Raw genomic sequence first — 15,181 nt, forward strand, 5'->3', positions numbered from 1 at the left:
TTGCGCGGGCGTTCAGCGCGCCCGCGCAACCTCCAGCGCGGCATCGCTGGCAAGCTGGTCGGCTAGTTCATTGTCGCCGTGTCCGGCGTGGCCCTTGACCCACAGCCATTCGATGTCGTGCCGTTTCGCCTCGGCGATCAGCCGTTGCCAAAGGTCGGCGTTGGCAACGGGTTTCTTCGCGGCGGTCTTCCAGCCGTTCTTCTGCCAGCCGAACACCCATTTGGTGATGCCGTCGCGGACATAGACGCTGTCGGTCGACAGCTCGACGCGGCAGCGGCGCTTGAGCGCCGCCAGCGCTTCGATCGCGGCCATCAATTCCATGCGGTTGTTCGTGGTGTCGGGTTCGCCGCCCGACAGCTTCTTGACGACGTCGCCCCAGCGCAGCACGGCGCCCCAACCGCCCGGGCCGGGGTTGCCCTTGCACGCGCCGTCGGTCGCGACGATCACCGTCTTTGCCGGCGCGTCGCTCATGCGGCGAACAGGCTGGCGGCGTCGGCCGCCTGATAGCGGCGCAAGCGGTTGAGGAAGGGGGCCGGGTCCTTGCGCGTGACGAGCGCGTCGGCCGGGGTATGGACCCAGTCGTGCGCGCGGGTCAGCAGGAAGCGGAGCGACGCACCGCGCGCGAGCAGCGGCAGGGCGGCAATTTCTGCGTCGGTCAGCGCGATTTCACGGGCATATCCTTGCATCAGCGCTCGTGCGAGTGAACGGTCGCATTCGGCACCGTCGCCCGAAAAGGCCCAGGATGCGTGGGTGACCGCGACGTCGTAGGCGCGGTAGTCGGTCGCGGCGAAATAGAAGTCGATCAGGCCGGTTACCCGGTCGCCGAGCATCAGCACATTGTCGGGAAACAGATCGGCATGAATGACATGCGCCGGGAGGTCCGCGGGCCAATGCGCATCGAGCCAGGAAAATTCGGTATCGACGACGGTCTGCAAGCCCGGGATCACCGCATCGAGATCGCCGGTGGCCTCGGCGACGCCGCGCCAGTGAAGATGTCCCATGCTGTTTTCGCGTCCGCCGGGAAAGCTGGCGACCGCGCGGTGCATGGCGCCGAGCGCCGCACCCGCCGCTTCGCACTGGTCGGGCGTCGGATGGGTCAGCGATATGCCCGACAGAAACTGGATGATGCACGCGGCACGGCCCGAGATCTGCTGGATCGCTTCGCCGTTGCGGTCGCGGATCATCGCGGGGACCGGGCAGCCCTGATCGGCAAGGTGCCCGAGCAGGTCGACGAAGAAGGGCAGGTCGCTCGCCTGCACCCGCTTTTCGTAAAGCGTCAGAATGAACCGTCCGCCGGTCGTTTCGAGCAGGAAATTGCTGTTCTCGACCCCTTCGGCAATGCCCTTGCACGACAGGACAGTGCCGATGTCGTAGCGGGCGACGAGAGCGGCCAGATCGTCGGGATCGACCTCGGTATAAACGGCCATTAGTTCGGTGCCGGTTCGAGCCCGCGGGGCAGTTTGAAGATCATGTTTTCCTCGGCGGTGACGACGACGTCCTCGACGATCGTCCGGTGCGCCGCGATGGCGTCGATCACTTCGCGGACCAGTTCCTCGGGGGCGCTGGCGCCGGCTGTGACTCCGAGCGTGCCGATATCGTGCAGCCACGCGGGGTCGACGTCGTCGCCGCGCTGCACAAGATGGGCGGGGGTGCCCATCCGCTCGGCGACCTCGACGAGGCGGACGCTGTTCGAGCTGTTGGGCGCCCCGATCACGATCACCCGGTCGCACTGGCCGGCGATCGCCTTGACCGCCTGCTGACGGTTCGAGGTCGCATAGCAGATATCCTCGCCGCGGGGGCCCGCGATCGAGGGAAAGCGGTGCTGCAGCGCCGCGACGATGTCGAGCGTATCGTCGACCGACAGCGTCGTCTGAGTGAGGAACGACAATTTGTCCGGGTCGGCGGGCTCGAGCGCGGTAACATCGTCGACCGATTCGACCAAAGTCATCGTTCCATCGGGAAGCTGGCCCAGCGTTCCGACGACCTCGGGGTGGCCGGCATGGCCAATAAAGATGATATGACGCCCCGCTTCGTTCGCCCGCTCGGCCTGACGGTGGACTTTCGATACCAAAGGACAGGTCGCGTCGATATAGTCAAGCCCGCGCATTTCGGCCTTGGCCGGCACGGCCTTGGGGACGCCGTGGGCGCTGAAAACGACCGGAACGCCGTCCGGAACTTGATCGAGCGATTCGACGAAAATAGCGCCCTTGGCTTTCAGCGTTTCGACGACATAGCGATTGTGGACGATCTCGTGCCGAACATAAACCGGCGCGCCGAAGCGCTCGATCGCCAGTTCGACGATGCGGATCGCGCGGTCGACCCCGGCGCAAAAACCACGCGGCGCCGCGATCAAAACCTTGAGTTCTGCCGTTTCGCCATCGCTTCGGGGCGCAAAATTATGCGGTGCATTCATATGCCGGCGCTCTAGCGCAGCACGACTATCGCGGTAAAGCGGCTTCGTCCGTGTTGCGCCGCGTTCATCGCACCGATAAGAAGCGGCGCGCATGACGCTTCGGACAATAGTTCCGACGCACCTGAATCACTTTGGCGCGCCAGTTTGGAAAGCCCGTTCATCATGATGTCCATTTCGCCTTCGTCCCGCAAGTTCCTGGCCCTGCTGTGCGGAACGGCTGCCATGGCAACGGTGGCGGGCTGTGCGAAGGATAATGAGATCGACGTTTCCGGCGGCGTCGGCATTACCTCGACGCGCAGCGCCTGCCCATCGGTGGCGGTGCCGCTGCAGACGGGCGACATCACCCTGTTCGATCCCGCGACCAGCCGCGACGCGAGCGCGATCGATGTCGTCGCGATGATCACCAATGTGACGCCGCAGTGCAACGACGAGGGCGAGAAGGTCTATCAACTCGCAAATTTCGACGTCGTCGCGACGCGCCGCGATGCCGGCCCCGCTCGGACCGTGACCCTGCCTTATTTCGCAACCGTCGTGCAGGGCGGGACCGTCGTCGTCGCCAAGCGGCTCGGCAATGTCGCGATCACCTTTGCCGACGGGCAGACGCGCGGTACCGGGCGCGGCCAGGCGTCGGCCTATGTCGACCGCGCCGCCGCGACGCTGCCCGCCGATATCATGGAACGCATCACGCGCAAGCGTAAGGCGGGCGATCAGGACGCCGCGATCGACCCGCTGAGCGTCCCCGAAGTGCGCGCGGCGGTGCAGCGCGCCAGCTTCGAATTGCTCGTCGGCTTCCAGCTGACGCAGGAACAGCTCGAATATAACGTCCGACGATAAGAGGCGCGGCGGCGCTTTTTCTGCGCCCGTTCGCCGATGCTCCCTGCGGCGCTTTCCGGCGGCGCAGGGCTTTTCGCGTTGCGCAAGCTGCGTTAGGGCGCACGCAATGCTTCACTCCATTTGAAGATTAGGATCCGCCGTGACCCTGTTCAGCCGTTTTTCCGACCATATCGGCGTCGCGCTCGACGCGCTTGCCGCAAAAAATGCCGTGCCTGCGGGGCTCGACCGCAGCGCGGTGAGCGTCGAGCCGCCGCGCGATCCCGCGCATGGCGATGTCGCGACCAACGCAGCAATGGTGCTCGCCAAGCCGGCGGGAATGAACCCGCGCGCGCTTGCGGAGTTGCTCGTCGCCGAACTGGGCGCGCTCGATGAAGTCACCGAGGCGAGTGTCGCCGGGCCGGGCTTCATAAATTTGCGCCTCGCCGACGACAGCTGGCGCGGCGAGCTGGCGCTGATCCACGATCAGGGCGGTGATTACGGCCGCTCGGCGATGGGCGCCGGGCGGCGCGTCAATGTCGAATATGTCTCGGCGAACCCCACCGGGCCGATGCACGTCGGCCATTGCCGCGGCGCGGTCGTCGGCGATGCGCTCGCTGCGCTGCTCGAATATGCCGGGCACAAGGTCATCCGCGAATATTATGTGAACGATGCCGGGGCGCAGGTCGATGTGCTCGCGCGGTCGGTGCACATGCGGTACCGCGAAGCGCTCGGCGAGGATATCGGCGCGATCCCCGAGGGGCTCTATCCCGGCGACTATCTGATCCCTGTCGCCGGCAAATTGGCGGTCGAATATGGCGACCGCTTCGTCAACGCGCCAGAAAGCGCGTGGCTCAGCCTGTTCCGCGCCGAGGCGGTGAGCGCGATGATGGACATGATCCGCGCCGACCTCGCGAAGCTGGGCATCCATCACGACCTGTTTTCGTCGGAAGCCGAACTACAGGCGGCGGGCAAGCCCGCCGACGCGGAAAAATGGCTGCGCGCGCACGACCTCGTCTATGACGGGGTGCTCGAGGCGCCGAAGGGCGAAACGCCCGAGGATTGGGAGCCGGTCGAACTGCCGCTGTTCCGGTCGACCAAGTTCGGCGACGATCAGGACCGGCCGATCAAGAAATCCGACGGTAGCTGGACCTATTTCGGCGCCGACCTCGCCTATCACTTCCAGAAAAGTCAGGATGCCGACGAACTGATCGACATCTGGGGCGCCGACCATGCCGGGACAGTGAAGCGGATCAAGGCAGCGGTCGCGGCGCTGACCGGCGGCGAGAAGAAGTTCGACGTCAAGCTGGTCCAGATGGTCCGGCTGCTCAAGAATGGCGAGCCTTTCAAGATGTCGAAGCGCGCGGGCAATTTCGTCACCCTCGCCGATATCGTCGACGAGGTCGGCAAGGATGCGGTGCGCTTCACCATGCTGACGCGCAAGGCCGATGCGCAGATGGATTTCGACTTCGCCAAGGTGGTCGAGGCGTCGCGCGACAATCCGGTCTTCTATGTCCAGTACGCGCATGCGCGGATCGCGTCGCTGAAGCGCAAGCTCGCCGATGCCGGCATCGCTGCCGCGGCGCCGAACCCGGCGCGGCTCGACGAGTATGAACTCGGCCTCGTCAAGCTGCTCGCGCAATTCCCGCGAATCGTCGAATCGGCCGCCTCGGCGCGCGAACCGCACCGCATCGCTTTCTATCTGGGCGAGGTCGCCGCGGCCTTCCACGCGTGGTGGAATATGGGCAACGACAAGCCCGAGGCGCGGGTGATCATCGCCGACGATCCCGAATTGACTGCGACGCGGCTTTATTTGGCCGATGGAATCGGGCAAGTCATCCGGAACGGGCTGCACCTGATGGGGGTCGAGGCGCTCGAGGAGATGGTTTGATGGCCGACGACAGCAAGGGGCAGGGGGACGCCGGACTGGGGCTGGAAGACGAGGACCGGCTGCCCTGGCTCGAAGCCGCCGACGAATATGACGAGGATGGCGAGGTATCGCCGGTACGCCTGCTGGTCATGGTGCTCGGCGGTTTGCTGCTGATCGGCGCGGTGCTCGGCGGTCTCTGGTGGTTCCAGAACGGCGGCGCGCGCGGGCAGGGCGAACTGATCGCGGCGCAGCAGGGCGATTATAAGGTTGTGCCCAAAAATGACGCCGCCAAGACCTTCGAAGGCGAAGGCGATGCGAGTTTTGCCGCCAGCGAGGGCGTCTTGCCCGGTGGCAAGGTCGATCCGAGCCGTATGCCCGAAGAGCCCGCGGTGACCCCCGAAGAGCGCGCGGCTGCGGCAAAAGCGGCGAAAAAGGCGGCGGCCGACAAGGATGTAGCGGCCAAGGCCGAAGCCGCGAAGGCGGCTTCGACGGACAAGGGCAAGCCGGCGGCGACCTCGGTCAAGACCGCCGATGCGGTTGCCAAGGATGCGCCCGCCGCTTCGGGCGGCGCGATGATCCAGCTCGGCGCGTTCAGCAGCGAGGCGGCCGCCGCCAAGGCGTGGACCAACCTGTCGAAACGGTTCGCCTATCTGGCCGACCTCGGCAAGTCGGTGTCGCCGGCGACGGTGGGCGACAACAAGGTTTATCGCTTGCGCGTTTCGGCAGGTTCGGCCGCCAACGCCGCGAATCTGTGCGGGAAATTGCGTGTTGCCGGCGAAAATTGCGTCATCGTCCGCTGATTCGGCCCGCTTGGCCGCAGCACTCATTGGTTCGGTAACCGGGCCGTGCCATCATGCGCGCATTGGATGGCGCACGAGGGGGTGCCAGCCGATGGAGGTTGACGCACGATGATACCGGCGATCTTTGGCCTGTCGGGCCTGACCCTGACCGATAACGAACGCGCCTTTTTCCGCGACAGCGACCCCGCGGGCTATATCCTGTTTGGGCGCAACATCGAAAATCGCGAGCAATTGCGGCGGTTGACCGACGACCTTCGGTCGCTCGACGGGCGCAGCAACCTGCCGATCCTGATCGATCAGGAAGGCGGGCGCGTCGCGCGGATGAAATCGCCCGAATGGCCCGATTTCCCGAGTGGTGCCGCGTTCGACGCACTGTATGAGCGCGCGCCCGCGAGCGCGATCGAGGCGGCGCGGCTCAACGCGATGGCGCTGGCCGTCATGCTGGCGGAAGTCGGGATCACCGTCGATTGCCTGCCGCTCCTCGACGTCCGCCAGCCGGGCGCGAGCGATGTCATCGGCGACCGCGCGCTCGGCAGCGAGCCGATGCGCGTCGCGGCGCTCGGCCGCGCGATCCTCAGCGGCCTGCAGGCCGGCGGCGTCGTCGGGATCGTCAAGCATATTCCGGGGCATGGGCGCGCGATGGCCGATTCGCACGAGGCCTTGCCCGTTGTTTCGGCGCTCGACCGCGACCTGCAGACCGACCTCGCGCCTTTTGCGGCGCTGCGCGATGCGGCAATGGCGATGACCTGCCATGTCGTGTTCGAAGCGTGGGATCCGGATCGCCCTGCGACATTGTCGCCGTTGATCATCGACAGCGTGATCCGCCAGCGGATCGGATTCCATGGCCTGCTGATGACCGACGATCTCGACATGAAGGCGCTCTCGGGCGACGTGCCGTCGCGCGCTGCCGACGCGATTGCGGCGGGATGCGACATCGCGCTCAATTGCTGGGGCAAGATGGACGATATGATCGGCATCGCCAAGGCGCTCGACCCGATCAGCATGATATCGCTCGCGCGCCTCGAAGGCGCGATGGACCGCATTGCCGGAGCGCATGATCCGCGACAGTTCGCGACGCTGGTCGATCAGCGCGACGCCTTGCTGGCCGTCGCCTGATGGAAGAACTGCCGCTCGATTTCGAAGTGGCACCGACGGCGGAGCGCGAAGATGCGCTGCAGCTCAGTCTCGATAGCTGGGAAGGCCCGCTCGACCTCCTGCTTACTCTGGCGCGCAGCCAGAAGGTCGACCTCCGGCAGATTTCGATCCTCGCGCTGGTCGAACAATATCTGGCCTTCATCGCCGAAATGCGCGCGAAGCTGGAGGTCGCGGCCGATTATCTGGTGATGGCGGCATGGCTCGCCTATCTGAAATCCGCCCTGCTGCTGCCCAAGGATCCGGCCGAAGACCCGTCGCCCGACGAGCTCGCGCTGCGGTTGCAGCTTCGGCTCCAGCGGCTGGCCGCGATGCGCGAGGCGGCGGCGCGGTTGCTGGCGCGCGACCGCGTCGGCCGCGATGTTTTCCTGCGTCCGAAGCCCGAGGGCCTTCACGATGTGAAGCTCCGCCGTTGGGACGCCAGCCTCTATGATCTCCTCTCCGCCTATGGTCAGGTCAAGCTGCGCACCGAACCCGTCGTCCATATGGTTGCGCGGCGGCCGGTGGTCACACTCGACGCCGCGCTCCACCATCTCCAGCGGTTGATCGGGGTGAAGCTCGACTGGGCCGAACTTTCCGATTTCCTGCCGCCCGACTATCAGGGGCCCTTGCGCCGCTCGGCAATTGCGTCGAGTTTCGTGGCGGCCCTCGAACTCGCGCGGCAGGGCCGCGTCGACCTCAGGCAGGACGGCGCGTTCGAACCGCTTTACCTGAAGGCCGCATCCGCATGAACCCGATCGACGATCTCGAACGCGCGATAGAAGCGATGCTGTTCGCCAGCGACGAACCGCTCGACGCGCGGCAGGTCGCGGGACGGCTGGGCGACGAAAAGACGCCGGGCGAGATTCGGGGGATCATCCAGACCATCGCCGCGCGCCATGCCGGCAGCGGGATCGAACTGGTCGAGCGCGGCGGACATTGGCATTTCCAGACCCCTGCCGATCTGGCGCATCTGCTCCGCCGCGAGCGCGACGATCCGCGGAAACTGTCGCGCGCGGCGTCGGAAGTGCTGGCGATCGTCGCCTATCACGAACCGGTGAGTCGCGCTGAGATCGAGGCGATCCGCGGCGTCCAGACGTCGAAAGGCACGCTCGACGTGCTGATGGAGGCCGAATGGATCGCGCCCGCGGGACGGCGCGAGGTGCCGGGGCGGCCGCTGATCTACAAGACGACCGACGCTTTCCTGCAACATTTCGGCCTCACCAGCCGCAAGGACCTGCCGGGAATCGAGGATTTGCGTGCGGCGGGTCTGCTCGACCCGGTCGACCTCGCTTTCGAGGAAGCGATAGGAGAGCTGGACCTAGTAAAAGACGGCGAAGAGGCCTAGATGGGCCGCTCAAGGAGAATTTGAGATGGGTAGCTTCAGCATCTGGCACTGGCTGGTGGTCGGGATTCTCGTCCTGCTGCTGTTCGGCAAGGGCCGTTTTTCGGACATGATGGGCGATGTCGCCAAGGGCATCAAAAGCTTCAAGAAGGGCATGGCCGACGATGACGCGCCCGTGCCGCCGAAGCATATCGAGGGCCAGCGTGCGCCCGATACGACCCCGATGTCGACGCCGACCAACGAGCACGACAAGCTCTGATCGCCGTTCGCGCGCCGGGGGTATTTTAGACGATGTTCGATGTTGCGCCCACCGAGTTGCTGCTCGTCGTGGTGGTGGCCTTGGTCGTCATCGGTCCCAAGGACTTGCCCAAGGCGATGCGCTTTGTCGGCAAATGGATGGGCAAGGCACGCGGGATGGCGCGCCATTTCCGGTCCGGGCTCGACACGATGATGCGCGAAGCCGAGCTCGAAGAGCTCGAAAAGCAATGGCGCGAGCAGAATGAGGCGATCATGCGCGAATTTCCGCGCATCGACGTAAACACCCCGGAGCCGAAGACCGCAGCGACAAAGCAGACATCCTCGGATGAAAACGCGGGCGACGCCGATGAGGCGGCCGCGGCGACAAAACCCGAAACCGTTGAACCCGTCGAAACGCATGCCATTCCGCCCAAAGACGGGCCGCTGCCGTGACTGTCGAGACGCCCGTCACCGCCGATGAGGATGGCGCCGGCGGCAAGATGCCGCTTCTCGATCACCTGATCGAGTTGCGCTCGCGGTTGCTGAAGTCGCTGCTGGCGATCGGTGTCGCTTTCGGTGTCTGCCTCTATTTCGCCAAGCCGATCTTCGGCATCCTCGTCCAGCCGCTCGTCCGTGCCGGGCAGGGCAAGCTCATTTATACCCAGCTCTTCGAGGCGTTCTTCGTCGAGATCAAGGTGGCGCTATTCGCCGCGATGATGATCGCCTTTCCGGTGATCGCGAACCAGCTCTGGAAGTTCATTGCCCCGGGCCTCTATCGGCAGGAGAAGAAGGCGCTGCTGCCCTTCATTCTGGCGACGCCGGTGCTGTTCGCGATCGGTGCGAGCTTCGCCTATTACATCACCATTCCGATCGCGCTCAAATTCCTGCTCGGTTATCAGGGGAATGTCGGCGGGATTACGCAGGAAGCGCTGCCCTCGGTCGGCAATTACCTGAGCTTCATCATGCAGTTCATCATGGCGTTCGGGATCGCCTTCCTGCTGCCGATCCTGTTGATGCTGATCGAGCGCTCCGGGCTTGTAACGCGCGAACAGCTCGTTTCGGCGCGGCGTTACATGATCGTCGCCGCCTTCGCGATCGCGGCAGTGTTCACGCCGCCTGATATCCTGAGCCAGCTGCTGCTCGCGGTGCCGCTGGTGTTCCTTTACGAACTGTCGCTCTTCGCGATCTGGTTCACCCAGCGCCGACGCAAAACAGGCGCCGAAGCGGCGCCTGTCGAACCTCTCGAAGAGGTTTAGGGTAAGCGGATCAGAACCCGTCAGTCGATGGCATCGCTGCCAGCCTGACCGACCGACTCGATGTCACGGCCAGCTCCCTTAACGGTATTGCAGCCAGCGACCAGAAAGCTTGCCATCAACACCAGGACAATTGCGCGAACATTTGCCATCGTTCTTCACCTCGTTGTCGTTTCAGAATGCAAAATGGCCCGGCACGCTTCGAGGGGGGGGAGGGAATGCGGGCCGGGCCAATGTTGCTGAGCAGCGCTGCGGGGGGGCGATGATCGCTGCTCGAATGGGAAACGAGCAAAACGGCGGATAAGTTCCCGAAAAAAATGCGGGTGATGCACTTTTTTTTGTGAGCCTTTTGAATCGCTTGGATTCCAGCCGCTTGGCTATCAGAGGGTGGTGAGCCCGCTGAGCACGGCAAGGCCGAGGAAGGCCAGAAAACCCATCGAATCCGTGGTCATGGTGACAAAGATCGAACTCGCGACCGCCGGATCCTGATCGAGCCGGTCGAGGAGCAGAGGGATGGCGACCCCCGCGACCCCCGCGACGAAGATGTTGACGATCATCGCCGCCGCGATCACCCCGCCGAGCGCCGGGTTGCCGAACCACAGCGCGGTCGCGGTCCCTGCGATCAGCGCGATCGTGCCGCCGTTGAGCAGCGCGATCTTCATCTCGCGGAATACCGCGCGCCAGCTGTTCGAATCGGTAAGCTGGTTCATCGCCAGCGCGCGCACGGTCACCGCGAGCGTCTGCGTTCCCGCATTGCCGCCGACCCCGGCGACGATCGGCATCAGCGCCGCCAGCGCGACCATATGTTCGATCGCGCCGCCGAACAGCCCGACAATCGTCGAGGCGACGAGCGCGGTGCCGAGGTTGGCGACCAGCCAGCGCACGCGCGCGCTGTAGGTTTCGCGGATCGGTTCATTGATGTCGCCGTCGCCGGCGCCCGACAGGCGCAGAATATCCTCGCCGGCCTCTTCCTGGATGATGTGGACGATGTCATCGACAGTGATCATGCCGACGAGCCGGCCGGCCTTGTCGACGACCGCCGCCGAGATCAGCGCATATTTCTGGAAGCGCAGCGCAACCTCTTCCTGATCCATGTCGATCGGAATCAGCGTCTGTTCGCGCTTCATGACATCGCTGATCGCGATGTCGCGCGGGGTCCGCAGGATCCAGCTGAGCTGGCAGGTGCCGACCGGCTTATGCATCGGGTCGACGACGAAGATTTCCCAGAAATCGCTGGTCAGGTCGGTGTCTTCGCGCAGCCGGTCGATGACGTCGCCGACGGTGACATGTTCGGGCACCGCGACGAGGTCGCGCTGCATCAGGCGGCCGGCCGATTCCTCGGGGAAGGATAGGGCGTCCTCGATCGCGGCGCGATCCTCGGGCTCCATCGCCTCGAGGACCGCCTGCTGTTCGTCGGCCTCCATGTCCTCGATGATCGCGACCGCGTCGTCGGTATCGAGTTCGGATGCCAGTTCGGCCACTTGCTCCGGCGCGAGAAGATCAATCAGCTCTTCGCGCACATAATCGTTCATTTCCGCCAGCACGTCGGCCGACAGCATGTCGCCGAGTACGGCGGCGAGCATCGGGCGCTCGTCGGCGCGCGCGAGTTCGAAGAGGTCGGCGATATCGGCCGGGTGGAGGCGGCCGATCCGTTCGCGCGCTGCTTCGCCTTCGCCCGCTTCCGCAAGCTCGATGACGTCGCGGACGAATTCGGGTTTCAGCCGGTCGTCCTCGTCGAGTTCGGTTTCGGGTTCGCGCGCCGCGGAATCGCGGTCTACTTCGCGATCGTCGGTGACCAGCGTGTCTTCGGGGGGCAGGGAATCTTCGCGTTTGTCCATCGCGCGGTGCTCCCTGTCTTGTGCCGGCAAAGCGCCCGGCGGGCCGTGCCTTCCCCTAGGCTCGCCGCCTCGATAACGCAATGTCGAGCGCGGCGGCCCCGGCAATTAATGCGTGGCATTGCCGCTATCGCCCGCTATGGCACGGCCAACGTCAACTCCCCCTTCCACAGGAGCATTTCATGTCCGATCAGACCCTCACCCTGTCGCTGTCGACCGGCGATGTCGTCATCCGCCTGCGCCCCGATCTGGCGCCCAAGCATGTCGAGCGTATCACCCAGCTCGCCAGCGAAGGTTTCTACGACGATGTCGTCTTTCATCGCGTGATCCCAGGCTTCATGGCGCAGGGCGGCGATCCGACGGGCACCGGCATGGGCGGCAGCAAGCTTCCCGACCTGCCGCAGGAATTCAGCAGCGAGCCGCACGTCCGCGGCGTCTGCTCGATGGCGCGCGCGCAGAACCCGAACAGCGCGAACAGCCAGTTCTTCATCTGCTTCGAGGACGCGCGCTTCCTCGACAACCAGTACACCGTCTGGGGCGAAGTGACCGAAGGCATGGAAAATGTAGACGCGCTGCCCAAGGGCGAACCGCCGCGCGAGCCCGGCAAGATCGTCAAGGCGACTGTTGGCTGAATGGAAAATCCCCGCTTCGGCGGGGATTTTTTTGGCTAGTCGCCGATAAAGCCGTTGAGCCGTTCGCAGGCGGCGATCCAGTCGGCCTTGAATTCCTGCACGACCTGCCCGGCGCCCATTGCCTCGTTCATCAGTCCGACGCCTTGTCCGACCCAATAGGTCGCGAGTGCCTTGGCGCCTTCGTGGCCGCCCTCGGACAATTTATCGACCTTGCGCAGCGCCGGCTCGCTGACCAGCGACTGGAGCGGCATCGGCAGCGGTTTGGGTGCGCCGTCGGCTTCCCATGCGTCGGTCCATGGCGAGCGAAGCTGGCGCGAGGGTTTGCCGGTGCGGCTTTTCGAGCGCACCGTGTCGCGCGACGAGGCGGCGAGCATTTTGTCCTTCACGACCGGATTGGTTTCGGCCTCGGCGGTGGTGAGCCACACCGATCCGGTCCAGGCGCCATGCGCGCCCATCGCCATCGCCGCCGCCATCTGGCGCCCGGTGACGATGCCGCCGGCGGCGAGAATCGGCGTGTCGGCGCCGACCGCAGCGACTGCCGCGGCGACTTCGGGCACCAGCACCATCGTCGCGACCTCGCCGCAATGGCCGCCGGCCTCGCCGCCCGCGACAACGAGGATATCGACGCCGGCGCGCACCTGCATCAGCGCATGGTCGCGCGTGCCGACGAGCGCCGCAACCGGGACATTGTGCCGCTTGCCGAGTTCGAGCATCAGCGGCGGCGGCACGCCGAGCGCGTTGGCGATCAGCTTGATCGGATGGCGGAACGCGACCTCGAGCAGTGCGGCGGCCCCGGCGTCGCTCATATTGTCGCCGAGGCTGGAACTCACGCCGCCCAGGCTGTCGCCCTCGACACCGTGTTTTTCGAGGAGATCGGCGACGAAGGCGTTATGCGCGTCGGGAATCGGCGGCAGCGCGCCTTTTTCCTCGCCCTTGCCGGCGAAGCTGTTGGGGACGATCAGGTCGACGCCATAGGGGCGCCCGCCGATATGGTCGTCGATCCACGCCAGCTCTTCCTCAAGCCGTTCGGGCGGTAGCGACGCGGCGCCGAACACGCCCATGCCGCCGGCCTTCGACACCGCGACGACGACGTCGCGGCAGTGCGAGAAGGCGAGCAGCGGAAACTCGATGTCGAGCATCGCGCAGATGGGGGATTGCATTGGGACCTCTCCGATGTTGGCGAAAGTGCCGCGTAGCGCGCATGTCAGCGCCAGTTGACGTAAACGTCAAGTTGATTTGCGTGGAGCAGCGTTTAACGCGGGCTCCATGACCGATTTCACACTCCCCGACTTCGACCTCGATGCCTTCGTCCGCACGACTCTTGCCGAAGATCTGGGGGCGGGGGGCGACATCACCTCGATGGCGACGATCCCCGCCGATGCCCGTTTTGCCGGGGTGATGGACAGCCGCGACGCGATCACCGTCGCCGGACTGCCGATCGCCGAGCGCTTCTTTCGCGCGCTGGCGCCCGATATGGATATCCGGATTCTCGTCGAAGAAGGGGCAGAGGTTCAATCGGGCACCGACCTCATCCGCCTGTCGGGCAACGCGCGGGCGATGCTGACCGCCGAGCGATCGGCGCTCAACACGGTCCAACATCTGTCGGGGATCGCGACGATGACCCGCCAATATGTCGACGCGATCGCCGGAACCGGAGCGATCCTGCTCGACACGCGCAAGACGATCCCCGGGCTTCGTATCCTCGAAAAATATGCGACGCGCATGGGCGGGGCGACCAACCATCGTATGGGGCTGTGGGACGCCGCAATGATCAAAGACAATCATGTCGCGGTCGCGGGATCGGTCGAAGAAGCGGTGCAGCGCGCGGTCGCGGCCGGCATCGCGAATATCATCGTCGAGGTCGACCGGGTCGACCAGATCGAACCGGCGTTGGGCGCGGGTGCGACGCATCTGCTGCTCGACAATATGAACCTTGCCGCGCTTCGCGAATCGGTAGCGCTCGTCGCCGGCCGGGTGCCGACCGAGGCGTCGGGCGGGGTGCGGCTCGACACGATCCGCGCGATCGCGGAGACGAGGGTGACCTATGTCTCGGTCGGCCGGCTGACGCAGTCGGCGCCTGCGGCCGATATCGGGCTCGATTTTGCGCTGGCCTGAGGTCGCTGCACTAGCGCTGCTTCTCGCGCCCACCGCCGCCAGCGCGCAGGCATTGGCGTGCAAGATTCCCGATCGCATCCCGGTTCCGAGACTGGAACAGCCAAAGCGCGGTGAGCCGGTGCGCAAACCGCCGGTCGCCGGATATCTGCTGAGTATGAGCTGGTCGCCGCAGCATTGCGCGACGGTTCGTAACCCGAAGGATGCGCGCGACCGGTTTCAGTGCGCGGGCGGGAACGGCCGTTTCGGCTGGGTGCTGCACGGGCTATGGCCCGAAGCGGCGAATCCGGGCTATCCGCAATGGTGCCGTCCGGCGAAGATCGTGCCGCAGCCGGTGCTGCGCCGCCACCTGTGCATGACGCCGTCGGCGCAGCTGCTCCAGCACGAATGGGCCAAGCACGGCACCTGCATGAGCCCGCATCCCGCCGCCTATTTCCGCTCGGCCGAAATATTGTTCGGCGCGGTGCGCTTTCCCGACATGGCGGCTCTCGCGGCGAAACCGCAGACCGCGGGGAGCATCCGCCGCGCCTTTGCGGCGGCCAACAAGGGGGTTTCCGTATCGATGATCGCGGTGGCGGCGGACGACAAGGGCTGGCTCAAGGAAGTGCGGCTATGCCTCGGCCCGCGGATGCGACCGCAGCGGTGCAAAGACTTCCAGACCGGCGCCCGCGACCAGCGCGCGGTGCGGGTGCGGCCGCTGCCCCGCTGAAGCTTTGTCCCGCGATGGAACGCCGCACGCGTTA

General features: G+C 65.4%; 19 protein-coding genes. 12 read left to right on the forward strand and 7 right to left on the reverse strand.

Annotated elements, in window-relative coordinates:
• Nucleotides 1–12: 12 nt before the first annotated feature.
• The 4 genes from rnhA to AN936_RS25040 are packed head-to-tail and all read right to left on the reverse strand — an operon-like array spanning nt 13 to nt 2,637.
• A complete protein-coding gene (gene rnhA, locus AN936_RS07220) occupies nt 13–471 on the reverse strand; it encodes a ribonuclease HI (protein WP_054587547.1) in 459 nt (152 codons plus the stop codon).
• A complete protein-coding gene (thrB, locus tag AN936_RS07225; RefSeq protein WP_054587548.1) occupies nt 468–1,427 on the reverse strand; it encodes a homoserine kinase in 960 nt (319 codons plus the stop codon). The genes rnhA and thrB overlap by 4 nt, the downstream gene beginning before the upstream one ends.
• Nucleotides 1,427–2,413, reverse strand: a complete 987-nt coding sequence (gene ispH, locus AN936_RS07230) for a 4-hydroxy-3-methylbut-2-enyl diphosphate reductase (RefSeq protein ID WP_054587549.1) — start codon at nt 2,411–2,413, stop codon at nt 1,427–1,429. Before ispH ends, thrB begins: the two co-directional genes overlap by 1 nt.
• 11 nt (nt 2,414–2,424) lie before the next feature.
• The gene (locus AN936_RS25040; RefSeq protein WP_162491087.1) at nt 2,425–2,637 is read right to left on the reverse strand and encodes a hypothetical protein; all 213 of its coding nucleotides are present in this window, start codon (nt 2,635–2,637) and stop codon (nt 2,425–2,427) included.
• Between AN936_RS25040 and AN936_RS07235 the strand changes: the two genes are divergently transcribed.
• From AN936_RS07235 to tatC, 9 genes are all read left to right on the forward strand, one after another.
• Nucleotides 2,636–3,247 (forward strand): hypothetical protein, encoded by a 612-nt coding sequence (locus tag AN936_RS07235; RefSeq protein ID WP_234715771.1) that lies wholly within the window; start codon nt 2,636–2,638, stop codon nt 3,245–3,247. The two genes, AN936_RS25040 and AN936_RS07235, sit on opposite strands and share 2 nt — an antisense overlap.
• 139 nt (nt 3,248–3,386) lie before the next feature.
• A complete protein-coding gene (gene argS / locus AN936_RS07240) occupies nt 3,387–5,114 on the forward strand; it encodes an arginine--tRNA ligase (RefSeq protein ID WP_054587551.1) in 1,728 nt (575 codons plus the stop codon).
• Nucleotides 5,114–5,893, forward strand: coding sequence for an SPOR domain-containing protein (locus AN936_RS07245; RefSeq protein ID WP_054587552.1), 780 nt, complete (start codon nt 5,114–5,116; stop codon nt 5,891–5,893). The genes argS and AN936_RS07245 overlap by 1 nt, the downstream gene beginning before the upstream one ends.
• Before the next feature lie 108 nt (nt 5,894–6,001).
• Nucleotides 6,002–7,009, forward strand: a complete 1,008-nt coding sequence (gene nagZ, locus AN936_RS07250) for a beta-N-acetylhexosaminidase (RefSeq protein ID WP_054587553.1) — start codon at nt 6,002–6,004, stop codon at nt 7,007–7,009.
• Nucleotides 7,009–7,776, forward strand: a complete 768-nt coding sequence (locus tag AN936_RS07255) for a segregation and condensation protein A (protein WP_054587554.1) — start codon at nt 7,009–7,011, stop codon at nt 7,774–7,776. Before nagZ ends, AN936_RS07255 begins: the two co-directional genes overlap by 1 nt.
• Nucleotides 7,773–8,372, forward strand: coding sequence for an SMC-Scp complex subunit ScpB (gene scpB, locus AN936_RS07260; protein WP_054587555.1), 600 nt, complete (start codon nt 7,773–7,775; stop codon nt 8,370–8,372). The genes AN936_RS07255 and scpB overlap by 4 nt, the downstream gene beginning before the upstream one ends.
• A 25-nt stretch (nt 8,373–8,397) precedes the next feature.
• A complete protein-coding gene (locus tag AN936_RS07265; protein ID WP_054587556.1) occupies nt 8,398–8,628 on the forward strand; it encodes a twin-arginine translocase TatA/TatE family subunit in 231 nt (76 codons plus the stop codon).
• Between the two features lie 32 nt (nt 8,629–8,660).
• On the forward strand, nt 8,661–9,059 hold the full coding sequence (tatB, locus tag AN936_RS07270) for a Sec-independent protein translocase protein TatB (RefSeq protein ID WP_054587557.1): 399 nt from the start codon (nt 8,661–8,663) through the stop codon (nt 9,057–9,059).
• Between the two features lie 47 nt (nt 9,060–9,106).
• Nucleotides 9,107–9,862, forward strand: coding sequence for a twin-arginine translocase subunit TatC (gene tatC, locus AN936_RS07275; protein ID WP_054590152.1), 756 nt, complete (start codon nt 9,107–9,109; stop codon nt 9,860–9,862).
• Between the two features lie 20 nt (nt 9,863–9,882).
• Here tatC and AN936_RS07280 read toward each other — a convergent pair whose 3' ends face one another.
• Both AN936_RS07280 and mgtE read right to left on the reverse strand, forming a co-directional pair.
• Nucleotides 9,883–10,011, reverse strand: coding sequence for an entericidin A/B family lipoprotein (locus tag AN936_RS07280; protein WP_054587558.1), 129 nt, complete (start codon nt 10,009–10,011; stop codon nt 9,883–9,885).
• 228 nt (nt 10,012–10,239) lie between these two features.
• Nucleotides 10,240–11,697 carry a magnesium transporter gene (mgtE, locus tag AN936_RS07285; protein ID WP_173585646.1) on the reverse strand — a complete coding sequence of 486 codons (1,458 nt, stop codon included), beginning with the start codon at nt 11,695–11,697 and terminating at the stop codon, nt 10,240–10,242.
• 179 nt (nt 11,698–11,876) lie between these two features.
• Between mgtE and AN936_RS07290 the strand changes: the two genes are divergently transcribed.
• Nucleotides 11,877–12,326 carry a peptidylprolyl isomerase gene (locus AN936_RS07290; protein WP_054587559.1) on the forward strand — a complete coding sequence of 150 codons (450 nt, stop codon included), beginning with the start codon at nt 11,877–11,879 and terminating at the stop codon, nt 12,324–12,326.
• Nucleotides 12,327–12,361: 35 nt separating this feature from the next.
• On the opposite strand, the gene AN936_RS07295 is transcribed toward AN936_RS07290, so the two are convergent.
• Nucleotides 12,362–13,486 carry an NAD(P)H-dependent flavin oxidoreductase gene (locus AN936_RS07295; RefSeq protein WP_054587560.1) on the reverse strand — a complete coding sequence of 375 codons (1,125 nt, stop codon included), beginning with the start codon at nt 13,484–13,486 and terminating at the stop codon, nt 12,362–12,364.
• A gap of 106 nt (nt 13,487–13,592) precedes the next feature.
• Between AN936_RS07295 and nadC the strand changes: the two genes are divergently transcribed.
• Together nadC and AN936_RS07305 are read left to right on the forward strand one after the other, a co-directional pair.
• On the forward strand, nt 13,593–14,441 hold the full coding sequence (gene nadC, locus AN936_RS07300) for a carboxylating nicotinate-nucleotide diphosphorylase (RefSeq protein WP_054587561.1): 849 nt from the start codon (nt 13,593–13,595) through the stop codon (nt 14,439–14,441).
• A 118-nt stretch (nt 14,442–14,559) separates the two neighbouring features.
• Nucleotides 14,560–15,147 (forward strand): ribonuclease T2 family protein, encoded by a 588-nt coding sequence (locus AN936_RS07305; protein ID WP_234715772.1) that lies wholly within the window; start codon nt 14,560–14,562, stop codon nt 15,145–15,147.
• Nucleotides 15,148–15,181: the final 34 nt, after the last annotated feature.

The organism is Sphingopyxis macrogoltabida (assembly GCF_001307295.1).
Taxonomy (GTDB): Bacteria; Pseudomonadota; Alphaproteobacteria; order Sphingomonadales; family Sphingomonadaceae; genus Sphingopyxis; species Sphingopyxis macrogoltabida_B.